Consider the following 22,411-nt stretch of genomic DNA (forward strand, 5'->3'; position numbering starts at 1 on the left):
TCAGACCAGTCCGAGCTGTTCGACCACGGCGGTCGGGTCGACGGGGATGGCCTTGACCTCGGGCATGCCCTTGAGGGCGTTGTCGGGGTCCTTGAGGCCGTTGCCGGTGACGGTGCACACCACGGTCGAGCCGGGCTTGACCCAGCCGTCCTCGATGGACTTGAGCAGACCGGCGATGCTGGCGGCCGACGCCGGCTCGACGAACACGCCTTCAGCCTTGGCGACCAGGTGGTACGCGGCCAGGATCTCTTCGTCGGTGGCGGCGAGGAAGCGGCCGTCCGACTGTTCCTTGGCCGCGACGGCGCCGTCCCACGAAGCCGGAGAACCGATTCGGATCGCGGTCGCGATGGTCTCGGGGTTCTTGACGGGCTCGCCGAGCACCAGCGGCGCCGCGCCGGCAGCCTGCGTGCCGAGCATGCGAGGCAGCCGGTCGGAGACGCCGTCCCGGTGGTATTCGCTGTACCCGCGCCAGTAGGCAGTGATGTTGCCGGCGTTGCCGACGGGCAGCGAGTGCACGTCAGGGGCGGTGCCGAGGGCGTCGACGATCTCGAACGCCGCCGTCTTCTGGCCCTCGATGCGGACCGGGTTGACGGAGTTGACCAGCGCGATGGTCGGGTAGTCGGCGGTCAGCTTGCGGGCCAGCTCCAGACAGTCGTCGAAGTTGCCGTCGACCTGAATGATCTTGGCGCCGTGCATGACTGCCTGTGCCAGCTTGCCCATGGCGATCTTGCCCTGCGGGATGAGCACCGCGCAGGTGATGCCGGCGCGCGCCGCGTAGGCCGCCGCCGACGCCGAGGTGTTGCCGGTGGACGCGCACAGCACGGCCTTCTGGCCGCGGGCCACGGCGTCGCTGACGGCCATGGTCATGCCACGGTCCTTGAACGAACCGGTCGGGTTGAGTCCCTCGACCTTCAAATGCACTGTGCAGCCGGTCTGTTCACTCAGCCGCTTGGCGTGGATGAGCGGGGTGCCACCCTCCAGCAGGGTCACCGGCGTCCAATTCTCGGTGCCGGGCAGACGATCCCGGTAGGCCTCGATCAGGCCGGGCCACGGCTTGTGCACTGGACTCTTCCCCGTCGCTTCGCTCGCCCCAGTCATTACTTACTCGTTCCTTCCATACGCAGCACGCTGTTGATGCTCTGCACTGCTTCGTGATCGGCAAGGGCCGCAACGGTTTCCGACAGAGCTTCGTCGGTGGCCCGGTGGGTGACGACGACGATGCGGGCGCCGCTGCGCTGCCCGGACTCGTCCTCCATACCCTCCTGGCGGACCTCGGCGATACTCACCTTGCGTTTGGCGAATTCGGCTGCGACAGAAGACAGCACACCCGGGATGTCCGCGACGTTCATGCTGACGTAGTAGCGGGTCTCGATCGCACCGATAGGCGCGATGGGCAGCTTGGCGTACTTGGATTCGCGCGGACCACGGCCACCCTGAACGCGGTTGCGCGCGGCCATGACGACGTCACCCATGACGGCCGACGCGGTCGGTGCCCCACCGGCGCCGCGGCCGTAGAACATCAGCTCACCGGCGGCCTCTGCCTCCACGAAGACCGCGTTGAACGCGCCGCTGACCGAAGCGAGCGGGTGCTCGAGCGGCACCAGCGCCGGATAGACGCGGGCCGAAACCCGTTGCTTACCTTTGCCGGTGGTCAGGCGCTCGCAGATGGCGAGCAGCTTGATGGTGCAGCCCAGCGCCTTGGCGGACTCGAAGTCCGCGGCGCTGACCTTGGTCATGCCCTCGCGGTACACGTCGTCGGCGGTGACCCGGGTGTGGAACGCGATGGACGCCAGGATGGCGGCCTTGGCCGCGGCGTCATAGCCCTCGACATCGGCGGTCGGGTCGGCCTCGGCGTAACCCAGCACGCCGGCCTCGGCGAGCGCGTCGGCGTAATCGGCGCCGGTCTCGCTCATCGCCGACAGGATGTAGTTGGTGGTGCCGTTGACGATGCCCGCGACCCGCAGCACGACGTCACCCGCGAGCGACTGGGTCAGCGGGCGGATCACCGGGATCGCACCGGCGACGGCAGCCTCGAAATACAGGTCCACGCGCGCCTTTTCGGCCGCCTGGGCGAGTTCACCGGTGGACTGCGCCATCAGCGCCTTGTTGGCGGTGACCACCGACTTGCCCTGCTCCAGCGCCGCCATGATGGCCTTGCGGGCCGGCTCGACGGGACCCATGAGCTCGATGACGATGTCGACGTCGTCGCGCGAAACCAGCGCCTCGATGTCGTCGGTCAGCATGTCGACCGGCACACCGCGGCCCTTGGCGACCTTGCGGACGCCGACGCCGCGCAGCTCCAGGGGCGCACCGATGCGAGCAGCCAGGTCGTCGGCGCTGTCGTTGATGATCCGGACCACCTCGGTCCCGACGTTCCCGAGTCCGAGAACTGCTACGCCGATTGGCTTTTCACTCATTGACCACTCACCTCCAGGCTCAACAGGTCTTCGACGGTCTCCCGGCGCAAGATCAGACGGGCGTTGCCGTCCTTCACCGCGACGACGGCGGGCCGGGTCAGCAGGTTGTACCGGCTGGACATCGAATAGCAGTAGGCGCCGGTGGCGGCGACCGCCAACAGATCACCGGGCACCAAATCCTCGGACACCCAGGTGTCGCGGACGATGATGTCGCCGGTCTCGCAGTGCTTTCCGACGATGCGGGCCAGCGTCGCGGGGGCATCGCCGGCGCGCGACACCAGCCGGGCGTCGTACTGGGCGTCGTACAGCGACGGCCGGATGTTGTCGCTCATGCCGCCGTCGACGCTGACGTAGCGCCGGTACTTGTCGGCCGACACGGCAACGTCTTTCACGGTGCCGACCTCGTAGAGCGTGATGGTGCCGGGGCCGGCGATTGCGCGGCCGGGCTCCACGACCAGTTTGGGTGTCGGCAGGCCGACCGCTTCGGATTCGGCCTTCACGATGGCCTTGAGCTTGTCGGCGAGTTCCTTCATGGGTGGCGGATCGTCGCTCGGCAGGTACGAGATGCCCAGTCCCCCACCGAGATCCATGACCGACATCTGCGCGGTCTTCTCGACGCCGAATTCGGCGACGACGTCGCGCAGCAGGCCGATGACGCGGTGGGCCGCGATCTCGAACCCGGCGACGTCGAAGATCTGCGAGCCGACGTGACAGTGCAGGCCGACCAGCCGCAGGTTGTCGGTGGCGAACACCTTGCGCACCGCTTCCATCGCCGCGCCGCTGGCCAGCGAGAGACCGAACTTCTGGTCCTCGTGAGCGGTGGAGATGAACTCGTGGGTGTGTGCCTCGACGCCCGGGGTCACGCGGACCAGGACGTCCTGCACCACACCAGCGGCACCGGCGATGGCCTCCAGGCGTTCGATCTCGATCTCGGAGTCCAGCACGATGTGCCCGACACCGGCCTTGACCGCGGCGGTGAGCTCCGGAACCGATTTGTTGTTGCCGTGCACCGTGATTCGTTCAGCGGGGAACTCGGCGTGCAGGGCCACGGCCAGCTCGCCGCCGGTGGCGACGTCGAGGCACAGACCCTCCTGCGCGACCCAGCGCGCAATCTCGGCGCACAGGAACGCTTTTCCGGCGTAGTGCACGTGCTCGCCGCCGCCGAAGGCGTCGGCGATCTCGCGACAGCGCGACCGGAAGTCGTCCTCATCGATGACGAACAACGGCGTGCCGAACTGCTCGGCCAGCGCACTGACCGTCACACCGGCGACGCTGACCTGACCGTCCGGGTTGCGAACGAGGTTGCGCGGCCAGACATTCGGCGCCAACAGGTTGACCTCGTCGGGCGTCCGCGGCTTCTCCGGCACCACGTTGCCGGTCGGCTGCCCGCTCACATCCGCTCCGGAGCGCTGACGCCGAGGATGTGCAGGCCGTTGGCGATGACCTGGCGCGTGGCCGCGCACAGTGCGAGCCGGGCCCGGTGCAGGTCGTTGTGCTCTTCGTCGCCCATCGGGAGGACGCGGCAGGAGTCGTAGAACCGGTGGTAGTCACCGGCCAGGTCTTCCAGGTACCGGCACACGCGGTGCGGTTCACGAAGGGCCGCAGCGGTTTTGAGGACGCGCGGGAACTCTCCGATGGTGCGCATCAGGGTGGCTTCGCGGTCGTGGCTCAGCAGATCGAGGTGTCCGAGGTCCACCTGCAGGCCGAGGTCGGCGGCGTTACGCGCCAGGGCCGACAACCGGGCGTGCGCGTATTGCACGTAGTAGACCGGGTTTTCGTTGGACGCGCTGGCCCACAGCCCCAGGTCGATGTCGATGGGGCTGTTCACCGACGACCGGATCAGCACGTAGCGGGCCGCGTCGACGCCGATGGCGTCGACCAGGTCTTCCAGCGTGATCACCGTGCCGGCGCGCTTGCTCATGCGCATCGGCTGGCCGTCCTTGAGCAGGTTGACCATCTGGCCGATCAGCACCTCGACGGTGGCGGGGTCCTCACCGAGCGCGGCGGCGACGGCCTTCAGACGGCCGATGTAGCCGTGGTGGTCGGCACCGAGCATGTAGATGCACAGGTCGAACCCGCGCTGGCGCTTGTCCAGGTAGTACGCGATGTCACCGGCGACGTACGCCGGGTTGCCGTCGCTCTTGATGACGACGCGGTCCTTGTCGTCACCGAAGTCGGTGGTGCGCAACCAGATTGCACCGTCCTGCTCGTAGATGGAGCCATTGTCGCGCAGCTTGTCGATGGCCTGCTGCACCCGGCCCGAGGTGTGCATCGAGTCTTCGTGGGTGTAGACGTCGAAGTCGGTGCCGAAGTCGTGCAGTGACTGCTTGATCTGGCCGAACATCAAATCCACGCCGAGCTCGCGGAAGACTTCCTGACACTCGTCGGCCGGCAGGCTCAGCGCGTCGGGCCGCTTGGCCACGACGTCGGCCGCGATGTCCTTGATGTAGTCGCCGCCGTAGCCGTCCTCCGGCGCGGGCTCGCCCTTGGCGGCCGCGACCAGCGAGCGGGCGAAACGGTCGATCTGGCCGCCGTGGTCGTTGAAGTAGTACTCGCGGACGACGGTGGCGTCCTGCGTGGCCAGCAGGCGGCCCAGCGCGTCACCGACGGCGGCCCAGCGGGTGCCGCCGATATGGATGGGCCCGGTCGGGTTCGCCGAGACGAACTCGAGGTTGATGTGGCGGCCCTTGAGCTCCTCGGACGTGCCGTAGCTGGCCCCGCCGCCCAGCACGTTGAGGACGACGACGCTCTGCGCGGACGCCTCGATGCGCAGATTCACGAAGCCGGGACCGGCAATGCTGGCGTCAGCGATGCCGTCCGCGTTGATCAGCGCCTCGGCCAGCCATTCGCCCAGGTCACGCGGGTTCACGCCGACCTTCTTGCCCAGCTGCAGCGCCAGGTTGGTGGCGTAATCGCCGTGTTCGGGGTTACGCGGACGCTCGATGGCCACTGTTTCGGGCAGCGCGGCGATGTCCAGGCCGTGTTCGACCAGGACCGCGGCGGCGGTGTTCTTCAGCAGTTCAGCCAGATCGGCGGGGGTCACGGGGGTCCATCCTATGGGCTGAGCTGCTCACGCTTGTCATCGGTCGTCTGCTGGTCGGTAGGCACACCGCACCGATTCGGGAGGCGGGCCACCGATGCGCTAGTCTGTGATCGCCCAACGGCGCCGCTGGCTCGCCAGCATCAAGCGCCCCCGTAGCTCAGGGGATAGAGCGTCTGCCTCCGGAGCAGAAGGCCGCAGGTTCGAATCCTGCCGGGGGCACCCAATCAAACTTTCACGTACGGTTCCGTACGCCGCGCCGCCCCAAGAAGCCCTGAGCCGTCCGGCGCGGTCTGTACTCACCGACGACGGACCGGATCATGAACCGACGAACCGCAGCCCTGGCCACCGCGCGTTGGCGACCTGCGGCATGGCGCCGGCAGGCTCAGCGACGGCCACCACCACCGGAGTTGTACCCAGGTGCAGCCACATCGGCTGGGGTGAGCTCGAACGGCGACGGCGCGATGACTTCAGGGGTGAACAGATTGCCTCCGGTTGGGGTTCCCGTGGCGGGCTGTGCGCTCTCGGCAGGTGGCGCGCTGATGATCTCGCTGGTTCCGACCGGCCCCTCTTCGTTGTCCACAGCCTCGCCTGGAGTGCCACCCACCGGTGCGCCGGGAACCCAGACCATGAGGTCCTGCATGCCGTCGTTGTAGACGACGCTGTTGGGCACGTCGCCGACGACGTCGAAGTAGACCTTCCCGGTCGCGGTCCCGCCGGGCGGCGCAGACGGCAGACCGCCGCCGATGACCCGGTAGTTCACCCCGCTCTCCGCTCGGGCGTTGAAGAACGCGGTGATGGGGTTGGCCCAGCCGCCGAGCCCTTCGACTTTCACTGTCGCCGAGTACAGCTGGCCGCTGTGCGGCACGGGGTCCGAACTCGGGTGGAGGCCCTTGACCGTGTAGCCGATTTCGTTCAGCGCCTCCTGCTGACCGTACGGCTTGATGTTGTTGGCCGCCGAAGCGTGGCCGGCCGTCATGCCGGCCAGTCCGACCGCGATTGCGGCAATGCCGACCGGGGCTACAAGTTTGATCTTCACCGTTACTCCCCTTCGTGCTCCAGGCAGTCTCCACGCGGAGGTTACCTCGTTGCACCGCAGGTCAAACGCACTTCGACCAGATCAACCGGTCCGTGATCGCCCGGCTGCCGGGACATCGGCATCCGCTGCGTGTCCAACCGGGATAGGAACGGTCCGAATCTCGAGATCGGAAGGACGTCATGGGCAAGCAATTCGGGTGGGGACGCTTCTTGGTGGTCGCGGTGCCGGTGTCGGTCCTGACCTTCATCCTCGACGTCGTCTTCCACAAGACCGCGGGACCGGCACTGTTCGGCAACAGCTACCCGGCGGCCGACTATCCGCAGCGCCCGCTGGCCGAAATCCTGGACCTGTTCCCGTTTCTCGGGTTCACGTACGTCCTGCAGCTGACGATGCTGTGTTTCTTGTTCCTGCGGCTGTACCCGCGCCGCGGGCTGGGCAAGGCCGCCTGGTGGGGCGTCTGGGGCGGCCTGTTCGTCGTCATCCCCAACATGCAGTTCTTCGTCGCCGTCGCACACACCACGTGGACGATGCTGATCATCCAGATGATCGAAGCCATCGCACTCTGCGTCCTGGCCGCGTGCCTGTTCGAGATCGCCTACCGCCCAAAGGACTACAACCAGGACAGCGCGGCCACCACGAGCGCCTCGGTCCCGGTGTCGAGCGTCGGCTGAATCACCGGGCCGAAGGTCGGCGAGTGGTTCACCGGGATGTCCTGATTGATCCGGCCGGCTTCGGCGGCGCGGGTGAATTCGGCGGCATCGATACCACCGAACATCCAATAGGTGTACGGCACACCGAGCGCCCGCGGGATGTCGCTGAAATCCTCACTCGCGGAAGCCTGCGGGATGGCCAGCACGCGGTCGCCGAACTGCTCGACGAACGCGTCATGCACCCGTTCGGTGGCGGCCGCGTCGTTGTCGGTCACCGGAAACTGGTCGTAGAACTCGAATTCCGGCTCCTTCGGTGAATCCGACGCCTGGCACTCGGCGACGACGATGCGCTTGACGGCCGCGATGACCGCGCTGCGCACGGCCTCGTCGTAGGTGCGCATGTTCAGTTCCAGCACGGCGTGGTCACCGATGATGTTGCTCTTGGTGCCCGAATTGATGCTGCCGACGGTGAGCACGACGGTCTCGGTCGGCGCAACCTCGCGCGACACGATGGTCTGGAGCCGGATCACGATCATCGCGGCCAGCACGACCGGATCGATGGTGGCGTTCGGCATGGACCCGTGGCCGCCCCGCCCGTACACCGTCACGCGGATGCTGTCGGCCGCGGCCATCACCGGCCCACTGCGGGTGCCGACGTATCCGGCCGGCGCCGGAGCGACATGCTGACCCAGCGCCACGTCGACCTTGCCGACGACGTCCGCCAGCCCGTCGGCGACCATGCCGGCGGCACCTCCACCGACCTCTTCGGCCGGCTGAAACAGCGCAATCGCGGTGCCCTGCCAGTGATCTCGCCCCTCGGCCAGCAGCGCGGCCGCGCCGAGCAGACAGGTGACGTGGGCGTCGTGGCCGCACGCGTGCATGACGGGCACGTCCTTGCCGGCGGCGTCGGTGCCGCGCACCGTACTGGCGTAGGGCAATCCGGTGGCCTCGGCGACGGGCAGCGCGTCCATGTCGGCGCGCATCAGCACCGACGCGCCGTCGCCGTTGCGCAGGATGCCCACGACGCCGGTGCCACCGATGCCGTCGGTCACCTGGTAGCCGAGCTCGGTCAGCTTGTCCGACACCAGCTTTGCGGTGCGATGTTCCTGGTGTGACAGCTCCGGGTGCTCGTGCAGGTCCCGGTACAGGTCCTCCTGCCACCCCCGCACCTCGGGCAAGCCGGCCAGCACGTCCGTCGCACGACTCATAGCGCTGCCTCTCCGGTGAAGTCCTTGACCACGTCGGCCACCCGACGCAGCTGGTCGATGTCCGAACTGGTCGGAATGAGATGCACCTCGTCGGTGCCGATGTCATCGAATTTCTGCAGCACGTCGAGCAATTCGTCTTCGGTGCCGGCCCAGCCCGTGGTCGGCGCCATCGCGTCGACGTATTCCTCGGGAATCCAGTTCATGTACCGGCGCAGATGCCGGTGCACCTGGTCACGCGCCTCGTCTTTCTCTCCGAGGGCGAACCAGAATGAGGTGGCCAAGTGCGGCTTGGGTTTTCCCGCCGCGGCCCATGCCTCCCGGGCGACGTCGAACAGTTCGCTCTCGCGCTCCACGTTGAGGTCCAGCGTGGTGCCCGCCATGCCGTCCGCCCAATTGGCCGCGCTGCGTACCGTTTTCGGACCGATGGTGCCGACGAGCAATCGCGGGCCGCCCGGCTGCACGGGCTCGGGGCCGACGGGCAACACGGATTCGGTGACCTTCTCCCCCGCCCACACCCGTTTCATCAGCGCGACGCGCTCGGCCATGCCGCGCATGGTCTGGGTCTTGGGGTCGGCGCCGACGGCGTTGTAGTCCTCGTGCCGGCCCCCGACGCCGATACCGACCGTCAGCCGCCCACCGCTGAGCATGTCGCCCGTGGCAAGTGCTTTCGCCAGCATCACCGGATCGTGCAATTGCGGGACGATCACCGTGGTGACCAGCCGTACGCGGTCGGTCCAGGCGGCCAGTGCGCCGAGCAGAGTCAGTGAATCGGGATTGTCGAACGCGATGCGCTCACCCCAGCACAGGGACGAGAACGGCCCGCCGTCGATCACTCTTGCCCACGCCGTCAGCGTTGCCGCATCGAGGTTGGGCTCCATCACTGGCATCGTCATCCCGATCTGCACACAGCCGATTCTGGCATGCGCGTCCAGCGCGGGGTGCCGTCTTGGCCGGCCGGACTCCGTCCATGGGCAGGCCGGCACAGCCCCGTACAGGGCGAACCGGTGGGGGTTTACCCCCACAGATGTCGCGGGAAAACGCCGTGTCCCCGGACTGGGCCGGTGCCTAAGTTGGAGGCATGGTCGCAACTGCTACAGACCCCGCGTCGGCCCAGCCGACACAACCGACAACGGCACCGCCCGTGCGGCGCCCGTCAGACCTCGGTGTCGTCCCCACGTCGTCGATGATCGTCGGCGCCTTCGCCGGCATGATCTGGTTCTGGATACCGCTGTCCCTGCTCATCCTCGCCGTCACGTCGATCCCCTCGGTGATCGGGACGGTGTTCGGTGGTGTGGTGTTCGTCTACGCCGTCCGCGCCACCGACCGGGTGGAACGGCTGCGCAGCGAGGCGGTATTCGGCTTCGGCATCGCCATCCCGTACCGAAAGCTGACGCCCTACAGCGGTTTTCAGGGCTGGGCCCACCAACTCTGGCTGGACGTCAGCAGCGGCAGGTTCTGGAAGGTGTTGGCACACAGCTACCTGCGCATGGTTTTCGACATCTTCGCGGTCGGGCTGGCGTTCGCCCTGCTGGCCTTCGCACTGATCGGTCCTGCCGCGGCGAACGCGATCCACAACAGCGATGCCGCTGCGGGACTGAGCTTCATCTCCCCGCCGCTGTCCTGGCTGCTGGCCGTCATCGCGCTGGCCGCCGCGGCAGCCATCCTGGTGTTCGGGCCCCGAGTGGACGCCGCCGTCGACCGGTGGCTGCTGCCGGCATCGCCCACGGCGGCGCTGCAGCACGAGGTCAGTGCGCTGCACCAGGCCCGCCGCGGCGCGGTGTCGTCGGCGTCCACCGAACGGCACCGCATCGAACGCGACCTGCACGACAGTGTGCAGCCCCGGCTCGTGTCGTTGGCCATGACGATCGGACTGGCCCAGACCAAACTCGACACGGACCTCCCCGAGGCCCGCAAGCTGATCGCCGAGGCACACGACGACGCCAAGGCCGCACTCCTCGAACTGCGAAACGTGGTGCGCGGCATCGCGCCGACGATCCTGGCCGACCGCGGCCTGGACGCGGCCCTGTCCGCAGTGGTGCAGCGCACCGAAACCGCCGGGGTGCCGGTGACGCTGGAAGTGCAACTGCCGAAACGCTTCTCCGATGAGGTCGAGTCGTGCGCGTACTTCGTCGTCGCCGAGTCGCTGACCAACATCGCCAAGCACGCCAAGGCGACCCACGCCGTCGTCACGGTGCGCTACCACGAGCCCACCGACCAGTTGCACATCTCGGTGTTCGACGACGGTATCGGTGGCGCCCAGACCACCGGCGACGACACGACGGGCCTGCGCGGACTCGGTGAGCGGGTGCGTGCGGCGCGGGGCACCTTCGCCGTCTCGAGTCCCGAAACCGGAACGACGACCGTGACGGCGGTACTGCCATGCGCATTGTGATCGCCGAGGATTCGGCCCTGCTGCGCGCGGGTATCGAGCGCATCCTGATCGACGCCGGCCACGACGTGCTCGCCGGGGTGCCCGACGCCACAGAGCTGCTGCGTGCCGTCAACGAGCACAACCCCGACCTCGTCATCGTCGATGTGCGGATGCCGCCGACGTTCACCGACGAGGGCATCCGCGCCGCCGCCCTGCTCCGCAGCCAGAATCCCGAGTCACCGGTGCTGGTGCTGTCGCACTATGTCGAGGAACGGTACGCGGCCGACCTGATCGCCTCGGACACAAAGGGTTTCGGATACCTGCTGAAAGATCGGGTCGCCGATGTCCCGGCGTTCCTGGACGCCGTCACCACGGTGGGCACCGGCGGCACCGTCCTGGACCCGGAGGTGGTGTCACAAATCCTGGTGCGCACGCACCGCCGCTCCACCCTCGCGGTGCTCACCCCGCGTGAGCAGGAAGTGATGCAGCTGATGGCGGAGGGCAAGACCAATTCGGCCATTGCCGCACTGCTGCACATCTCGATCGGCTCCGCGGAAAAACACATCGCGTCGATCTTCACCAAGCTGGACCTCACCCCCGACGACAGCGAGAACCGGCGGGTACTCGCCGTCTTGCGCTATCTCGAATCCTGAAGAGAGAAAAGGACTTTCCCATGACTTCGAATCTGGATACCGTACCGCCCATCGACACCGCCGCGCCGCCGGAGCTGACCCCGGGTGGCCGGTCGGCGATGCGCTCGCTGCTGGTGGTGACCGCCATCGTGGTGACGCTTTCGGCAGCCGCCGGGCTCGGCGGATTGGCCTGGGGCATCAGCTCGGTGCGCGTCGCCGCCGAAACCGAAACCCTGCCCGCCGACTTCAGCTCCCTGACGATCGACACCGGCGATCTGCCGACAGCCATCAGGATCACCAGCGACCGCAACGTCCACGAGCCGCGGGTCCGGATGCGCCTGCTCAACACCGCAAAGGACGACCACCAGGCCTTGCAGGTCACCCGCAACGGCGGCGCCGTCAACCTCACCGTGACCGGCACCCCGTCCCCGCTGTTCGACTTCGGCCCGCCCGGGGAAATCATGGTGACGCTGCCGCCTGATGTCGCACACCGGCTTTCGGTCACCACCAAACAACAGGTCGGCGTAATGCTGAGCCTGACCGAGCTCGATCAGCTGACCGTCCACAACACCGACGGTGCGGTGATCCTCGGGGGCAACGCCCGGCGGATCGAGATCCACACCCAGAGCGGCGATGTGCAGACGCGCGAGCCGATCGTCGTCACGGACGCTTTCCTCGCGGACTCCGCCGACGGCCACGTCGCCGTGGATTTCCGCGAAACCGCCCCGCGCACCGTCGATGTCACGAGCCAGGGCTCCGACGTCGACATCACCCTGCCGCAGGGTGGACCGTATCTGGTCCGAGCCCAGGCCGGTGATCACGCACAGGTGCGGGTGCCCCAGACCGACGATGCGTCTCGTGCCGTTGCGCAGGTCACCGCGCGGGCACCGGAAGGCAGCATCTCCATCGTCACGCGCCGGTGAACGGTCCCACCCGCAGCGTCGGGTACGCCGGACTGGCGCAAGCGGTGTCAGCGTGTCCGATGATGATCGGCTCGGTGTCGCCCGGCAGGTTGACCTGTAAACCGCTGACCGGCACGGCATCACAGTCGGCCGGGAAGTTTCCCGCGTTGACGATGCCGAGGTTCGCCGCGGTGGACTGGCCGGGTTCGATCACCACGACACCGATGACCGTCTCGGCGTCCTGACTCGCGGCCACGCCGACCGCGTGGTTGTCGGAGCCCGCGATGAACGAGACCGCCGGATAGCCCGACATGCTGCACGGGGCGGCACCGGAGTTCTTCAGGATCACCGGATAGAACGTCGTCCCGGCGGCACCGTCGGGCGGCCCGAGGCTCGGCGTCAATTGCGCACTGGCACAGCGTGGTACCGGGATGGGGTCGGCATGAGCGACAGTGATCGGCCAGGCGCAGGCGACCGCCAAACCGATCGCGACAACGGTTCGCATGCCTGCTCCTTTCACGTCCTTCACACGAGCCCGGCCATGATGTCGGCGACCGACCCCGACCGGATTTCCCGGAAACCGGTACCCGCCCACACATTCGTCCCGTGCGGATCGCCGGCCGCCACCGCCGCCTTGCGCACCGGGCTGGTGAGGTAGTGCACCTCGGGATAGCCCAGCGGCGCCTGCGCGTCGTGCTCATCGATGAACCGGTTGCGCAGCCCGCGCGCGTAGCGTCCCGAGAATGCCTTGGTGACAACGGTTTCGGTGAACCGCGGGTCGACGAGCGCGGCGCGGTGCACCGGGCTGGAGCCCGACTCGTCGGCGAGCAGGAACGCCGTGCCCAGTTGTGCGGCCACCGCACCGGCGGCCAGCACGGCGGCGACGTCATCGGCGGTCATCAGGCCGCCGGCGGCGACGACGGGCAGTTCCGTGGCGGCGAGCACGTCGGCCAGTAGCTCGGCGAGCGGCTGGGTGGCGGGCGCGGCCAGCGGGTCGTAGGTGCCGCGGTGGCCGCCGGCACCGGGGCCCTGCACGGCGAGGGCGTCGACCCCGGACGACACAGCGAGCCGGGCCTCGTTCACGGTGGTGACCGTCGCGACCGTCGTGATGCCGGCCTGCCGCAACCGTGCGCATTCTTCGACAGTGGGCCCGCCGAAGGTGAAGGACACGACGTCGGGCCGCAGGTCGGTGACGACATCGAGCTTGGCCGCCCAGTCGTCGTCGTTGAACGTCGGGTCGCCGAGCACGGCCCCGTAGCGGGTGGCTTCGCCGACGAGTTCGGCGGCGTAGCGCTCGATCTCGCTTGGCTGGACGGTACTGGGCTGCGAGGCAAAGAGATTCACGCCGAGCGGGCCGGCGGTCAGTGCGCGCGCGGCGGTGATGCGGTCGGCGAGCGCCTGGGCCGTCAGGTAGCCGGCGGCCACGAATCCCAGGCCCCCGGCGGTCGTACCGGCCGCCGCCAGCTCAGGCGTCGACGGCCCACCGGCCATCGGCGCGACGATCACCGGAACAGCCAGCTCACGCAGGTCGAACGCCATATCTCAATCATGACAGGCGGGAGCGCTCACACCGGCAGTGACGCGGCGCACACGAACGGGTAGAACAGAGGGATATGGCCATCACCTTCAACCACACCATCGTCCACTCGACCGACCGCTCGGCCGCGGCCACCTTCTTCACCGAGCTCTTCGGTCTCCCGCCCGCGAAAGAATTCGGGCACTTTCTCGCCGTTGAACTGAACCACGGCGTCAGCCTGGATTACGCCCAGATGCCGGAGGGCACGGAGGCCGTCCCGCAGCATTACGCGTTCCTGGTCTCCGAGGAGGAGTTCACCGCCATCTACGACCGGATTCGTGAACGCGGGCTGCAACATTGGGCCGATCCGCGCGGGCAGCATCCCGGCGAGATCAACCACAACGACGGTGGCCGAAGCGTCTACTTCCAGGACCCCAGCGGGCATTACCTGGAGATCATCACCCGGCCGTACGGCTCCGGCGGCTGAGTACCCGGTCCGCCAACGAGCGGCGCGATTGCGCGACAGCGACAGCGTCACTCCTCAACGACGCGAGAACGTTCGATCTGCTCGCGAAAGATGTCGCCGTGACCCGCGTGGCGCGCGAAGTCCTCGATCGCGAGCAAGTAGATGAATCGCAGGTTGACCTCGCCGAGGCGGGGGTGGGTTCTGATCTCGTCGAGATCGAATTGGGCGGCGATTGCGCGGGAACGTTCACTGGCACTTTCGAATTCGGCGATCACGTCGGCCACTGCCTCATCGCCATCGACAATGAAGCTGGTGTCACCCGCCGTCGTACCTCCGCCGCATTCGCCCTCGGGCACTCTGCCGAGGATGTGCTGGAACCAGATTCGCTCGGCGACCGCCGCGTGCTTGAGCAGCCCGATCGGGGTGGTCACTGACACAACGAGGCGGCGCCGGGCATCAACTTCCGGCAGTCCGCGCACGGTGTTGACCAGTTCAGCGCGGTTGCGGTCTAGCGCACTCTCCAGCAACCGGCGTTCGGACCCGGTAGTGATTTGCGGTATCGACCATGTCGTCATTGTCAGCTCGATTCTGTTGGCGTGGATGTCGAAAAATTCTGTGTTGCTTGCGATTTCAAGTCCTGAGCAGTTCCGCATCGGTATTGGGCATGATTTTCAGCCCTGAAGAGGAAAGTGCGGGGAGTGCGTCAGATGTGCGGAGCCGCACAATCGGTCATGCCGCCGGCGATTCAGGCAACGGCCTCCGCGCCTGCTCTACGGGACGAAAGCTTGTTGGGACCAGCGCTGCGTCCGACGCTATCAGGCCGTCGCGCGTAGATCGACGACCGTCAGAAACTTGCCCGAGGAGAACTCAGTCCGGCGTGGCGCGCTCGGCGCCCGCGAAGGTGCGCAAAGTGCACGCCAATTGCGGCGTGTTGGCGTACAAACACGGCCGCTCGCGGCAATTAGGAATGCCCGCGGCGAGCTTCCTGCGTGCGGTAGTCCCCTGCCAGCTCGCTGACGTGGTCAGGCAGTTTGCCCGTGGCGACGTCGGCCAGGCTGGTCTGTTCGAGTACCGAACGCATGCTGGCGCGCAGGGCGCGCCATACATCAGTGAGCGCGGCCGTCGGCCCCGAGTACGGCAGGTCGCCGAGGCCAATGTCGCGCACGCTGGCCAACGGACCGTCGATGCAGCGCAGCACATCCGCGATGCTGATGTCCGCGGCCGGCCGGGCCAACTCGTAACCACCGTCGCGGCCGCGATGGCTGCGCACCAGACGGTCGGTGCGCAGGTTGGTCAGGATGTCGACCAGGAACTGCGGCGGGATGCCCTGCGCCTTGGCCAGGTCGTCGGTCTTGACCAGTGCACCGGCGTCGGCGGCGGCCAGCTCGACCATGGCGCGGACGGCGTACTCCGCCTTGGCTGACATCCGCATCAGCCAATCATGCCATTCCAGGCCGGATTAGTCCGGAATAGCTGCGGCGTCGGGAGCCACCACCGCGATCAGATCGGCCAACCCGGCGAGGCTCGCCGCCTGCAATGCCGCAGCCGGCACCGCCTGACCATCGGGACCGGCCAAGGCGCGCGTCGCGGTCGCAGCCGCGACGACCGTCGGCGCGTACCCGAGGCTGAACGCGCCGCGCGCGGTGGAGTTCACGCACATGTGCGTCATGAACCCGGCGAGCACCAGGTTCGACGCGCCGAGGGCCTTGAGCCGCTCGTCGAGATCGGTCTGCACGAACGAGTTCGGGAATTGCTTGACGATCACCGGCTCGTCGCCACGGGGCGCCACCTGCTCGGCGATGGCACCGATGTCGGCACGGATGTCGTACAGCGAGCCCGGCCCGTCGTCGTGCTGGATGTGGATGACGGGGATGCCGGCTGTGCGGGCACGGTCGAGCAGCGTGGCGGTCTCATCGAGCGCGGCCTGCACGCCCTCGAGTTCCATCACCCCGTGCGTGTAGGTGTTCTGACAGTCGATCAGCACCAGGGCCGAGTCGGCCAGGCGAACCGGTTCGACAGGGAGGCTGGACAATTCACGCAGAGTGGGGCGAGTCATCCTATGAGCCTAGTGGCTCAAAGATGTTTCCCGGAGCCGATTTTCATCGACGGTCAGTTGTTGCCGTTGATGCCAGGATGCATACCGGGTGCCACGCTCGGCGCCCCCGGCGCGGTGACGCCCGGGCTGAACAGGTTGCCGCCGGTGGGGCTGATGCTCTTCTCCGTCGGCGCCACCGACGCCGACGTGGTCGTCGTCGTGGTTGTGGTGGTGGTCGTCGACGGCGACTGCCCGCCGTTGTTGCTACAACCCGCGGTGAGGGCGCCCATCGCAACGAGAGCGGCGCCGCCGGCAGCGGCCATCAAACGGCGAGTGGACAGATGTGTGTGCATACGAACACAAACTAGCCCTGACCGGCGAAGACCGCCACCGATCGCTCAGCGCGCCCCGGCGGACGGCTGGCCCAGGATCGCCGCGCCCAACCAACGCCGGAGGAAAGACCGCAACTCGTCAGGAGTTCGACCGTCCCCGGCCGGCGCCAGAAAGTAGGACAGCATGATGCGCAGCGTGAATTCGACCAGCTCGCGCAGCGCCGCGTCGTCGTAGCCGTAGCCGGCCCAGTCGACGTCGAATCGGGTGATCATCTGCATGCCGAAGTCCTGCGCCTCGGCAGAGGCCATGTCACTGCTGTGCGCGCTGACGTACGGCGCCGACATCAGGATGCCCAGGTGCGGCGTCCGGGTCACCGCGTCGAGCGTGTAGAGGACGCCTTCGGTCATGGCGTCGGCCGGATCGTGAATCCCACGCACGTGCTCGCTGAGCTGGTCCAGAAATCCGTCGACCGAGGCGATGGCCGCCGCCCGCATCAGGTCGTCGGCCGTCGGGAAGTACCGGTACACCGTCTGCCGGATGACGCCGAGCGACTCGGCGACATCGGCAATGGTGATGGCCGCGCCCGTGGTGGACAGCAGCTCGACTGCCGCGGCAACGATGCGCCGGGTCGCCTCGTCGTCATCGGCCGGCGGCTCCCCGCCCCAACCGCGACGTTTGCGTGCCATTCGCCGGACGGTACACGGCCGACATCGCCCCGGGCATTGACGGATGTTCGCCAACACTGTAACCATACACAGACGACTTAGTTTGTATGATTACTGATCGAGGTGCCCAGTGACCAACCTCCAGGTCCGCAAGATGCGGTTCGCTTTCGCGGACCACCCCGTGCCGTTCCTCTGGAACGAGACCAACCCCGCTTTCTCCGCAATGGCAAATGCCGTGTCCTTCTTGGCAATCGCATTCGAGAAGATGATCGTCAGCACCATGGCCGAGGCCAAGCCGCTGCTGACCGACCCGGTGATCGCCGAAGAGGCCGATGCCTTCGTCCGGCAGGAGGGCCAGCACTCGATGGCCCACCGGGCACATGCGCGCGGCCTCATCAAGGCCCATCCGGAGCTCAAAGAGACCCTCGATGAGGTGATCGCGGCGTTCGACGATCTCGTCGCCAACAAGCCCCTCAAATATCGGCTGGCCTACACCGCCGATCTGGAGGCGACGTTCACGCCGGTCTTCAAGTTGATGCTCGACCATGACGACACGTTGTTCGCACCGGGCGACGATCGCGTCGCGTCACTGTTCTTGTGGCACTTCGTCGAAGAGGTCGAGCACCGGAGCTCGGCCCTCATCATCTACAACGGCCTGGTCGACGATCCGTGGTATCGCATGCGGGTGGCGCCGTCGATCTTCAAGCACGTGATGGACTGCGTGCGGATGGCGTGCGACGGGTTCAATAAGCATCTGCCGCTGGAGGTCCGCAAGGTCGACGCACTGTCGGCGTTCGCGCTCGAGCGCCGGAAGAACTCGATCCTGAAGAAGCTGGGCCGGATCCCCGACTTCGGACCGTTCACGAGCGCGTTCCACGATCTGCCGGTGCGCGAGCAGTTGGTGGCGCTGTCGGGCATCGTGCGCAGCCAGATACCGGGCCACAACCCCGAACACGAGAAGCTGCCCGCGCTGGCGACCGAATGGTTCGAACGCTACGACGCCGGCTACGACGTCACCCATTGGTACACCGCCGGAAAGCAGAGCGCCCATGTCTGACCTGTGTTCCCCGACGTTCGCAGATCTTGCCGGGCGCCTTGGTTTTTCCTGCACTACCGCCGGGGGCCTGGTCGAGGTCCGTAATCCCCTGCAGCTGGAGAACTGGACCCTGCCGGTCCTCGAGTTGACGGTGATCACCGGCGCGGTGTTGACGCTCGTCTACGCGATCATGCGGCTGCGCCGCCACGGTGACGCCACCAACATCGCACTGTGGTTCGGCGCGGTGGCCTACCTGCTGATCATCGAGCCGCCGCTGTACTTCCCGGCGGCCTTCGGCATCGCCGACCGCGTCGACACGATGTTCGCGCACAACGTGTTCACGGTGGACTTCCTGTGGGGACGGCTCCCGCTGTACATCGTGGCGATCTACCCGATGATGGCGACCGTTGCATTCGAAATCGTCCGCAGCCTAGGAGTTTTCCGGCGCTACGGCACCCTGGTCGGCGCCGTGTGCGTGGGCTTCGTCCACCACGCGTTCTACGAGATCTTCGACCACCTGGGTCCACAATTGCGGTGGTGGGAATGGTCGGTGCACAACCCGATGAACCAGCCGATGTTCGACTCCGTACCGCTGCCCAGCGTGGTGGTCTTCGCCGCGCTGTGGCCGATGTCGCTGGCGTTGTGCGTGCAGTTCTTCGTGGGCCGGCACGCTGATCGTGGGCGCCGCTTCACCAGTTTCGAAATCCTCTGGCGCACTGTGGTTGCCGGGGTGCTGGCGTCGCTGGGCACCGCGATCCTGCCGCTGCCCGCAACCGTGATCGGCGGCGTGACCGGCAGCAGCACCGCAGGTGGCATCGCCTATGCGGCCGAGTTGGTGGCGGTGTGTGCGGTGGCGGTTTGGGCACTGGTCTCCCAGTGGCGCCGGCTGCGCGGCACCGTGGCCAGCCCGACCGAACCACGCTACGCGAGCCCGTCGTGGTTGCTCGGCTACGCCGTCGCTTACTTACTGGTCATGGCGGTGCTCTGGCTCAGCGCGCTGCCGGCGTACTTCGGGGCGGTCAACGGCGTTACCGCACATGGGGATCCGATCGGCAGCCTGTGGTACACGGTCGCCTGCTTCGCGATTGCCATCGGGTGCCTCGTCGCGGTACGCACCGCGGCACCGGCCAAATCGGATGCGCCGCGGCCGGTTACCGCGTCGGCATAGGAGCTCAGTTCTCGCGTTGAGTGCGAACCTACGGATACGCCCCACTCGAACTACTACGACCTCAGTTCACACTCAACGCCGCGCAAATCCATGGCTTCAATCACCCCGCACTTTCGGCCGTCACTGCTGAAGCCAGGTACTTTTTCGAGCAGCCAGAGATCCGTGAGTGCAATAGCCATCAGCAGATCACCACTTCGATTGCACTCAGGGACTTTCCCGCCCCCTCAGGGCGCACGATCAACGCGAGAACGTCCGAGAGAAACGAAATGGCTGCGGAAACCGCTAGAAACCGCCCTGAGTTCCCACAGCCATTTCGTTGCTTTCGCGAAAGCTCGCGGAGGCTACTGCGTCGCGGTGATCGCCAGTACCCGTTCGGCGAGTTCCGGCCGGCACACCACCAGGTCGGGTAGCTTCGGGTCCTCGCGGTTGTAGACCAGCGGCGAGCCGTCGATGCGCGAGGTGTGCAGCCCGGCGGCACGGGCCACCGCCACCGGCGCGGCGGAGTCCCACTCGAACTGACCACCGGCGTGGACGTAGATGTCGGCCCGGCCCTGGATCACGGCCGCGACTTTGGCTCCGGCCGAACCCATTTCGACCAGAACTCCGTCGAGGGCATCACGCACCGCCAGGGCGACGGCCGGCGGGCGGGTGCGGGACACCACGATGCGCGGCGGTCCGTCGACCGCGCGGGGCGCGGCGACCTCCGGCGTGTGCAACGTGGTGTTCTGCGCGGGCAGCGCCACGGCGCCGGCGACCAGTTCGCCGGATTCCCACAACGCCACGTGCACGGCCCAGTCGTCACGGTCGAGCTCGGAGAACTCGCGGGTGCCGTCGAGCGGGTCGATGATCCACACCCGGTCGGAGGTCAGGCGAGCGTTGTTGGCGCGCTCCTCCTCCGTCGCTTCCTCGGACAGCACCGCATCATTGGGACGCAGCCGCGCGAGCTCCGTCATCAGGAACTCGTGGGAGCGCCTGTCCCCCGCGGCTTTCCGCTCGGACGCATCGGCGGTCGCGAACTCGGCCCGCACGTCGAGCAGCAGATCACCCGCGCGAGTGGCCAGCCGCTCGGCGACTTCGTGATCGATCATCGCGGCGCCACCAACATGTCGACGACGCGCTGCGCCTGGGCGTCCAAATCCTCCGGCGACAGCTTCAGGTCGGGGTTCTTCGGCCGCTGGTATGGGCTGTCGATACCGGTGAAGTGCGTGATCTCACCGGCACGGGCCTTGGCGTACAGACCCTTGGGATCGCGGGCCTCGCAGTCCGCCAGCGGGGTGTCCATGAACACCTCGAAGAACTCGAAGCCCTGGTCGATGTGGACCTTTCGCGCCAGCTCACGGTGCTCTTCCAGCGGGCTGATCGCGGGCACCAGCACAATCTGACCGGAATCAGCCATCAGTGTGGCGATGTGGGCGAGGCGACGCAGGTTCTCCGAGCGGTCGGCCATGGAGAAGCCCAGGTCGGAGTTCAGCCCGTGGCGCAGGTTGTCACCGTCGAGAACGTATGCGGGACGGCCCAATTCGATCAGCTTGCGCTCCACCAGCATGGCCACCGACGACTTGCCCGAGCCGGACAGGCCGGTGAACCACACCGTGCTGCCCTTCGACAACCGGTCCTCGGTGGTCACGAGGTTCGTGTGCCGCACCGCGTTCGGGCTGGCCGAGCGGTTCGCCGCCGGCGTGGTGTCGCGCACCATGCCCGCGGCGACGGTGCCGTTGGTGTCCGGGTCGATCAGGATGAACGAGCCCGTCACCGAGTTGCGCGAGTACTCGTCGAGCAGCAGCGGCTGCTGCGTGCGCAGCGTGACGCGCCCAAGTTCGTTGAGCTTCAACGCCGTTGCACTCTTGTCACGGTGCAGGGTGTTGACGTCCAGCCGGTAGTCCAGATCCGTCACCCGGACCCGCGTGGTGCGGGTGGTGTGCTTGATGATGTAGTCCCGGCCCGGCTCGAGCGCCGCGTCGTCGGACATCCAGCACACGGTGGCGTCGAACTCCTGCGTCGTGTGCGGCTGATTGTGCACCCGGGCGATCATGTCGCCACGCGAGATGTCGATGTCGTCGGCCAGGCTGACCGACACCGCCATGGGCGCGAAAGCCTCCTCGATCGGACCGGTGGGTCCGTCGATCGCGGTGATGGTGCTGGTCTTTCCCGCTGGGAGAACGACGATTTCGTCACCGGGGCGCATGACGCCACTGGCGATGGTGCCCGCGTAGCTGCGGTGGTCGGCATGCTCGTGGGTCTGTGGCCGGATGACGTACTGCACCGGGAAGCGGACGTCCATGAGGTTGCGGTCACCGGCGATGTACACCTCTTCGAGGTGGCTCAGCAGCGACGGACCGTCGTACCACGGCGTCTTGTCCGACTTGGTCACCACATTGTCGCCGGCCAGTGCCGACAGCGGGATGGTGGTGACATCCTGGATGTCCAGGCGGGCAACGAACTCATGGAAATCGTCGCGAATCTTCTCGAAACGCTCACGGTCCCAATCGATCAGGTCCATCTTGTTGACCGCCAGCACGATGTGCTGAATGCCGAGCAGCGATGCCAGGAACGCGTGCCGGCGTGACTGCTCCAGCAGCCCATGGCGGGCGTCGACCAGCACGATGGCCAGCTGCGCCGTCGAGGTGCCGGTGACCATGTTCCGGGTGTACTGGATGTGCCCCGGGGTGTCGGCGATGATGAATTTCCGCTTGGCCGTGGCGAAGTAGCGGTACGCGACATCGATGGTGATGCCCTGTTCGCGCTCGGCGCGCAGGCCGTCGGTGACCAGCGCGAGGTCGGTGTAGCCGTGGCCGCGTTCCTTGGAGGTGCGCTCGACGGCGGCCAGCTGGTCCTCCATGACGGCCTTGCTGTCAAAGAGCAACCGACCGATCAGCGTGGACTTACCGTCATCGACGGAGCCAGCAGTGGCGATACGAAGCAACGTTGCCATA

23 protein-coding genes and 1 tRNA gene are annotated in these 22,411 nt (G+C 67.2%); 8 read left to right on the forward strand and 16 right to left on the reverse strand.

What is annotated here, in order from left to right; genetic code table 11:
* From thrC to argS, 4 genes are read right to left on the reverse strand one after another with little or no spacing between them, the layout of a single operon-like run.
* The gene (gene thrC, locus QRN63_RS22390) at nt 1-1,098 is read right to left on the reverse strand and encodes a threonine synthase (RefSeq protein WP_267315176.1); all 1,098 of its coding nucleotides are present in this window, start codon (nt 1,096-1,098) and stop codon (nt 1-3) included.
* On the reverse strand, nt 1,098-2,417 hold the full coding sequence (locus QRN63_RS22395; protein ID WP_267315177.1) for a homoserine dehydrogenase: 1,320 nt from the start codon (nt 2,415-2,417) through the stop codon (nt 1,098-1,100). Before QRN63_RS22395 ends, thrC begins: the two co-directional genes overlap by 1 nt.
* A complete protein-coding gene (lysA, locus tag QRN63_RS22400; RefSeq protein ID WP_285032770.1) occupies nt 2,414-3,811 on the reverse strand; it encodes a diaminopimelate decarboxylase in 1,398 nt (465 codons plus the stop codon). The genes QRN63_RS22395 and lysA overlap by 4 nt, the downstream gene beginning before the upstream one ends.
* Nucleotides 3,808-5,460: an arginine--tRNA ligase gene (gene argS, locus QRN63_RS22405; protein WP_267315179.1), complete on the reverse strand. Its 1,653-nt coding sequence runs from the start codon at nt 5,458-5,460 to the stop codon at nt 3,808-3,810. Before argS ends, lysA begins: the two co-directional genes overlap by 4 nt.
* A 146-nt stretch (nt 5,461-5,606) precedes the next feature.
* Here argS and QRN63_RS22410 point away from each other — a divergent pair.
* Nucleotides 5,607-5,679: transfer RNA gene (locus QRN63_RS22410), tRNA-Arg, on the forward strand.
* Between the two features lie 163 nt (nt 5,680-5,842).
* Here the strand turns inward: QRN63_RS22410 and QRN63_RS22415 are convergent.
* The gene (locus tag QRN63_RS22415) at nt 5,843-6,496 is read right to left on the reverse strand and encodes a DUF1942 domain-containing protein (RefSeq protein ID WP_285032771.1); all 654 of its coding nucleotides are present in this window, start codon (nt 6,494-6,496) and stop codon (nt 5,843-5,845) included.
* 179 nt (nt 6,497-6,675) lie between these two features.
* Here QRN63_RS22415 and QRN63_RS22420 point away from each other — a divergent pair, with 179 nt between their 5' ends.
* Nucleotides 6,676-7,167: a hypothetical protein gene (locus QRN63_RS22420; RefSeq protein ID WP_285032772.1), complete on the forward strand. Its 492-nt coding sequence runs from the start codon at nt 6,676-6,678 to the stop codon at nt 7,165-7,167.
* On the opposite strand, the gene QRN63_RS22425 is transcribed toward QRN63_RS22420, so the two are convergent.
* Together QRN63_RS22425 and QRN63_RS22430 are read right to left on the reverse strand one after the other, a co-directional pair.
* Nucleotides 7,107-8,354 carry an amidohydrolase gene (locus QRN63_RS22425; protein WP_285032773.1) on the reverse strand — a complete coding sequence of 416 codons (1,248 nt, stop codon included), beginning with the start codon at nt 8,352-8,354 and terminating at the stop codon, nt 7,107-7,109. The genes QRN63_RS22420 and QRN63_RS22425 overlap by 61 nt on opposite strands.
* Nucleotides 8,351-9,247 carry an LLM class flavin-dependent oxidoreductase gene (locus tag QRN63_RS22430; protein WP_285032774.1) on the reverse strand — a complete coding sequence of 299 codons (897 nt, stop codon included), beginning with the start codon at nt 9,245-9,247 and terminating at the stop codon, nt 8,351-8,353. Before QRN63_RS22430 ends, QRN63_RS22425 begins: the two co-directional genes overlap by 4 nt.
* A 185-nt stretch (nt 9,248-9,432) precedes the next feature.
* Here QRN63_RS22430 and QRN63_RS22435 point away from each other — a divergent pair, with 185 nt between their 5' ends.
* Genes QRN63_RS22435 through QRN63_RS22445 form a run of 3 tightly spaced genes read left to right on the forward strand, consistent with a single transcriptional unit; the run spans nt 9,433 to nt 12,280 of the window.
* Complete coding sequence (locus QRN63_RS22435; RefSeq protein WP_285032775.1) at nt 9,433-10,746, forward strand: sensor histidine kinase; 1,314 nt, start codon at nt 9,433-9,435, stop codon at nt 10,744-10,746.
* Entirely contained in the window at nt 10,734-11,378 is a 645-nt protein-coding gene (locus QRN63_RS22440) for a response regulator transcription factor (RefSeq protein ID WP_267315184.1), read from the forward strand. The genes QRN63_RS22435 and QRN63_RS22440 overlap by 13 nt, the downstream gene beginning before the upstream one ends.
* Nucleotides 11,379-11,398: 20 nt before the next feature.
* On the forward strand, nt 11,399-12,280 hold the full coding sequence (locus QRN63_RS22445) for a DUF4097 family beta strand repeat-containing protein (RefSeq protein ID WP_285032776.1): 882 nt from the start codon (nt 11,399-11,401) through the stop codon (nt 12,278-12,280).
* Here QRN63_RS22445 and QRN63_RS22450 read toward each other — a convergent pair.
* Together QRN63_RS22450 and QRN63_RS22455 are read right to left on the reverse strand one after the other, a co-directional pair.
* On the reverse strand, nt 12,267-12,764 hold the full coding sequence (locus QRN63_RS22450; protein WP_267315186.1) for a DUF4232 domain-containing protein: 498 nt from the start codon (nt 12,762-12,764) through the stop codon (nt 12,267-12,269). The two genes, QRN63_RS22445 and QRN63_RS22450, sit on opposite strands and share 14 nt — an antisense overlap.
* Before the next feature lie 20 nt (nt 12,765-12,784).
* Nucleotides 12,785-13,798, reverse strand: coding sequence for a nitronate monooxygenase (locus QRN63_RS22455; protein WP_285032777.1), 1,014 nt, complete (start codon nt 13,796-13,798; stop codon nt 12,785-12,787).
* 74 nt (nt 13,799-13,872) lie between these two features.
* Here QRN63_RS22455 and QRN63_RS22460 point away from each other — a divergent pair, with 74 nt between their 5' ends.
* Entirely contained in the window at nt 13,873-14,262 is a 390-nt protein-coding gene (locus QRN63_RS22460; RefSeq protein ID WP_285032778.1) for a VOC family protein, read from the forward strand.
* A 47-nt stretch (nt 14,263-14,309) separates the two neighbouring features.
* On the opposite strand, the gene QRN63_RS22465 is transcribed toward QRN63_RS22460, so the two are convergent.
* From QRN63_RS22465 to QRN63_RS22485, 5 genes are all read right to left on the reverse strand, one after another.
* Nucleotides 14,310-14,894 (reverse strand): DinB family protein, encoded by a 585-nt coding sequence (locus tag QRN63_RS22465; RefSeq protein ID WP_350224468.1) that lies wholly within the window; start codon nt 14,892-14,894, stop codon nt 14,310-14,312.
* A 308-nt stretch (nt 14,895-15,202) separates the two neighbouring features.
* Entirely contained in the window at nt 15,203-15,673 is a 471-nt protein-coding gene (locus QRN63_RS22470) for an Rrf2 family transcriptional regulator (protein ID WP_285032779.1), read from the reverse strand.
* Nucleotides 15,674-15,700: 27 nt separating this feature from the next.
* Nucleotides 15,701-16,297, reverse strand: a complete 597-nt coding sequence (locus QRN63_RS22475; RefSeq protein WP_285032780.1) for a cysteine hydrolase family protein — start codon at nt 16,295-16,297, stop codon at nt 15,701-15,703.
* Nucleotides 16,298-16,350: 53 nt separating this feature from the next.
* A complete protein-coding gene (locus tag QRN63_RS22480) occupies nt 16,351-16,629 on the reverse strand; it encodes a hypothetical protein (RefSeq protein ID WP_267315191.1) in 279 nt (92 codons plus the stop codon).
* Between the two features lie 45 nt (nt 16,630-16,674).
* Complete coding sequence (locus QRN63_RS22485) at nt 16,675-17,295, reverse strand: TetR/AcrR family transcriptional regulator (protein WP_285032781.1); 621 nt, start codon at nt 17,293-17,295, stop codon at nt 16,675-16,677.
* Between the two features lie 109 nt (nt 17,296-17,404).
* On the opposite strand from QRN63_RS22485, the gene QRN63_RS22490 reads away from it, so the two are divergent.
* Together QRN63_RS22490 and QRN63_RS22495 are read left to right on the forward strand one after the other, a co-directional pair.
* Nucleotides 17,405-18,331, forward strand: coding sequence for a metal-dependent hydrolase (locus QRN63_RS22490; RefSeq protein WP_285032782.1), 927 nt, complete (start codon nt 17,405-17,407; stop codon nt 18,329-18,331).
* Entirely contained in the window at nt 18,324-19,478 is a 1,155-nt protein-coding gene (locus QRN63_RS22495; RefSeq protein WP_285032783.1) for a hypothetical protein, read from the forward strand. Before QRN63_RS22490 ends, QRN63_RS22495 begins: the two co-directional genes overlap by 8 nt.
* Nucleotides 19,479-19,819: 341 nt before the next feature.
* Here the strand turns inward: QRN63_RS22495 and QRN63_RS22500 are convergent, their stop codons facing one another.
* Nucleotides 19,820-20,566, reverse strand: coding sequence for a 3'(2'),5'-bisphosphate nucleotidase CysQ (locus tag QRN63_RS22500; RefSeq protein ID WP_285032784.1), 747 nt, complete (start codon nt 20,564-20,566; stop codon nt 19,820-19,822).
* Nucleotides 20,563-22,410, reverse strand: a complete 1,848-nt coding sequence (cysN, locus tag QRN63_RS22505) for a sulfate adenylyltransferase subunit CysN (protein WP_285032785.1) — start codon at nt 22,408-22,410, stop codon at nt 20,563-20,565. The genes QRN63_RS22500 and cysN overlap by 4 nt, the downstream gene beginning before the upstream one ends.
* Between the last annotated feature and the right edge of the window lies 1 nt (nt 22,411).

It is taken from the genome of Mycolicibacterium sp. lyk4-40-TYG-92, from assembly GCF_030209435.1.
Lineage (GTDB): Bacteria > Actinomycetota > Actinomycetes > Mycobacteriales > Mycobacteriaceae > Mycobacterium.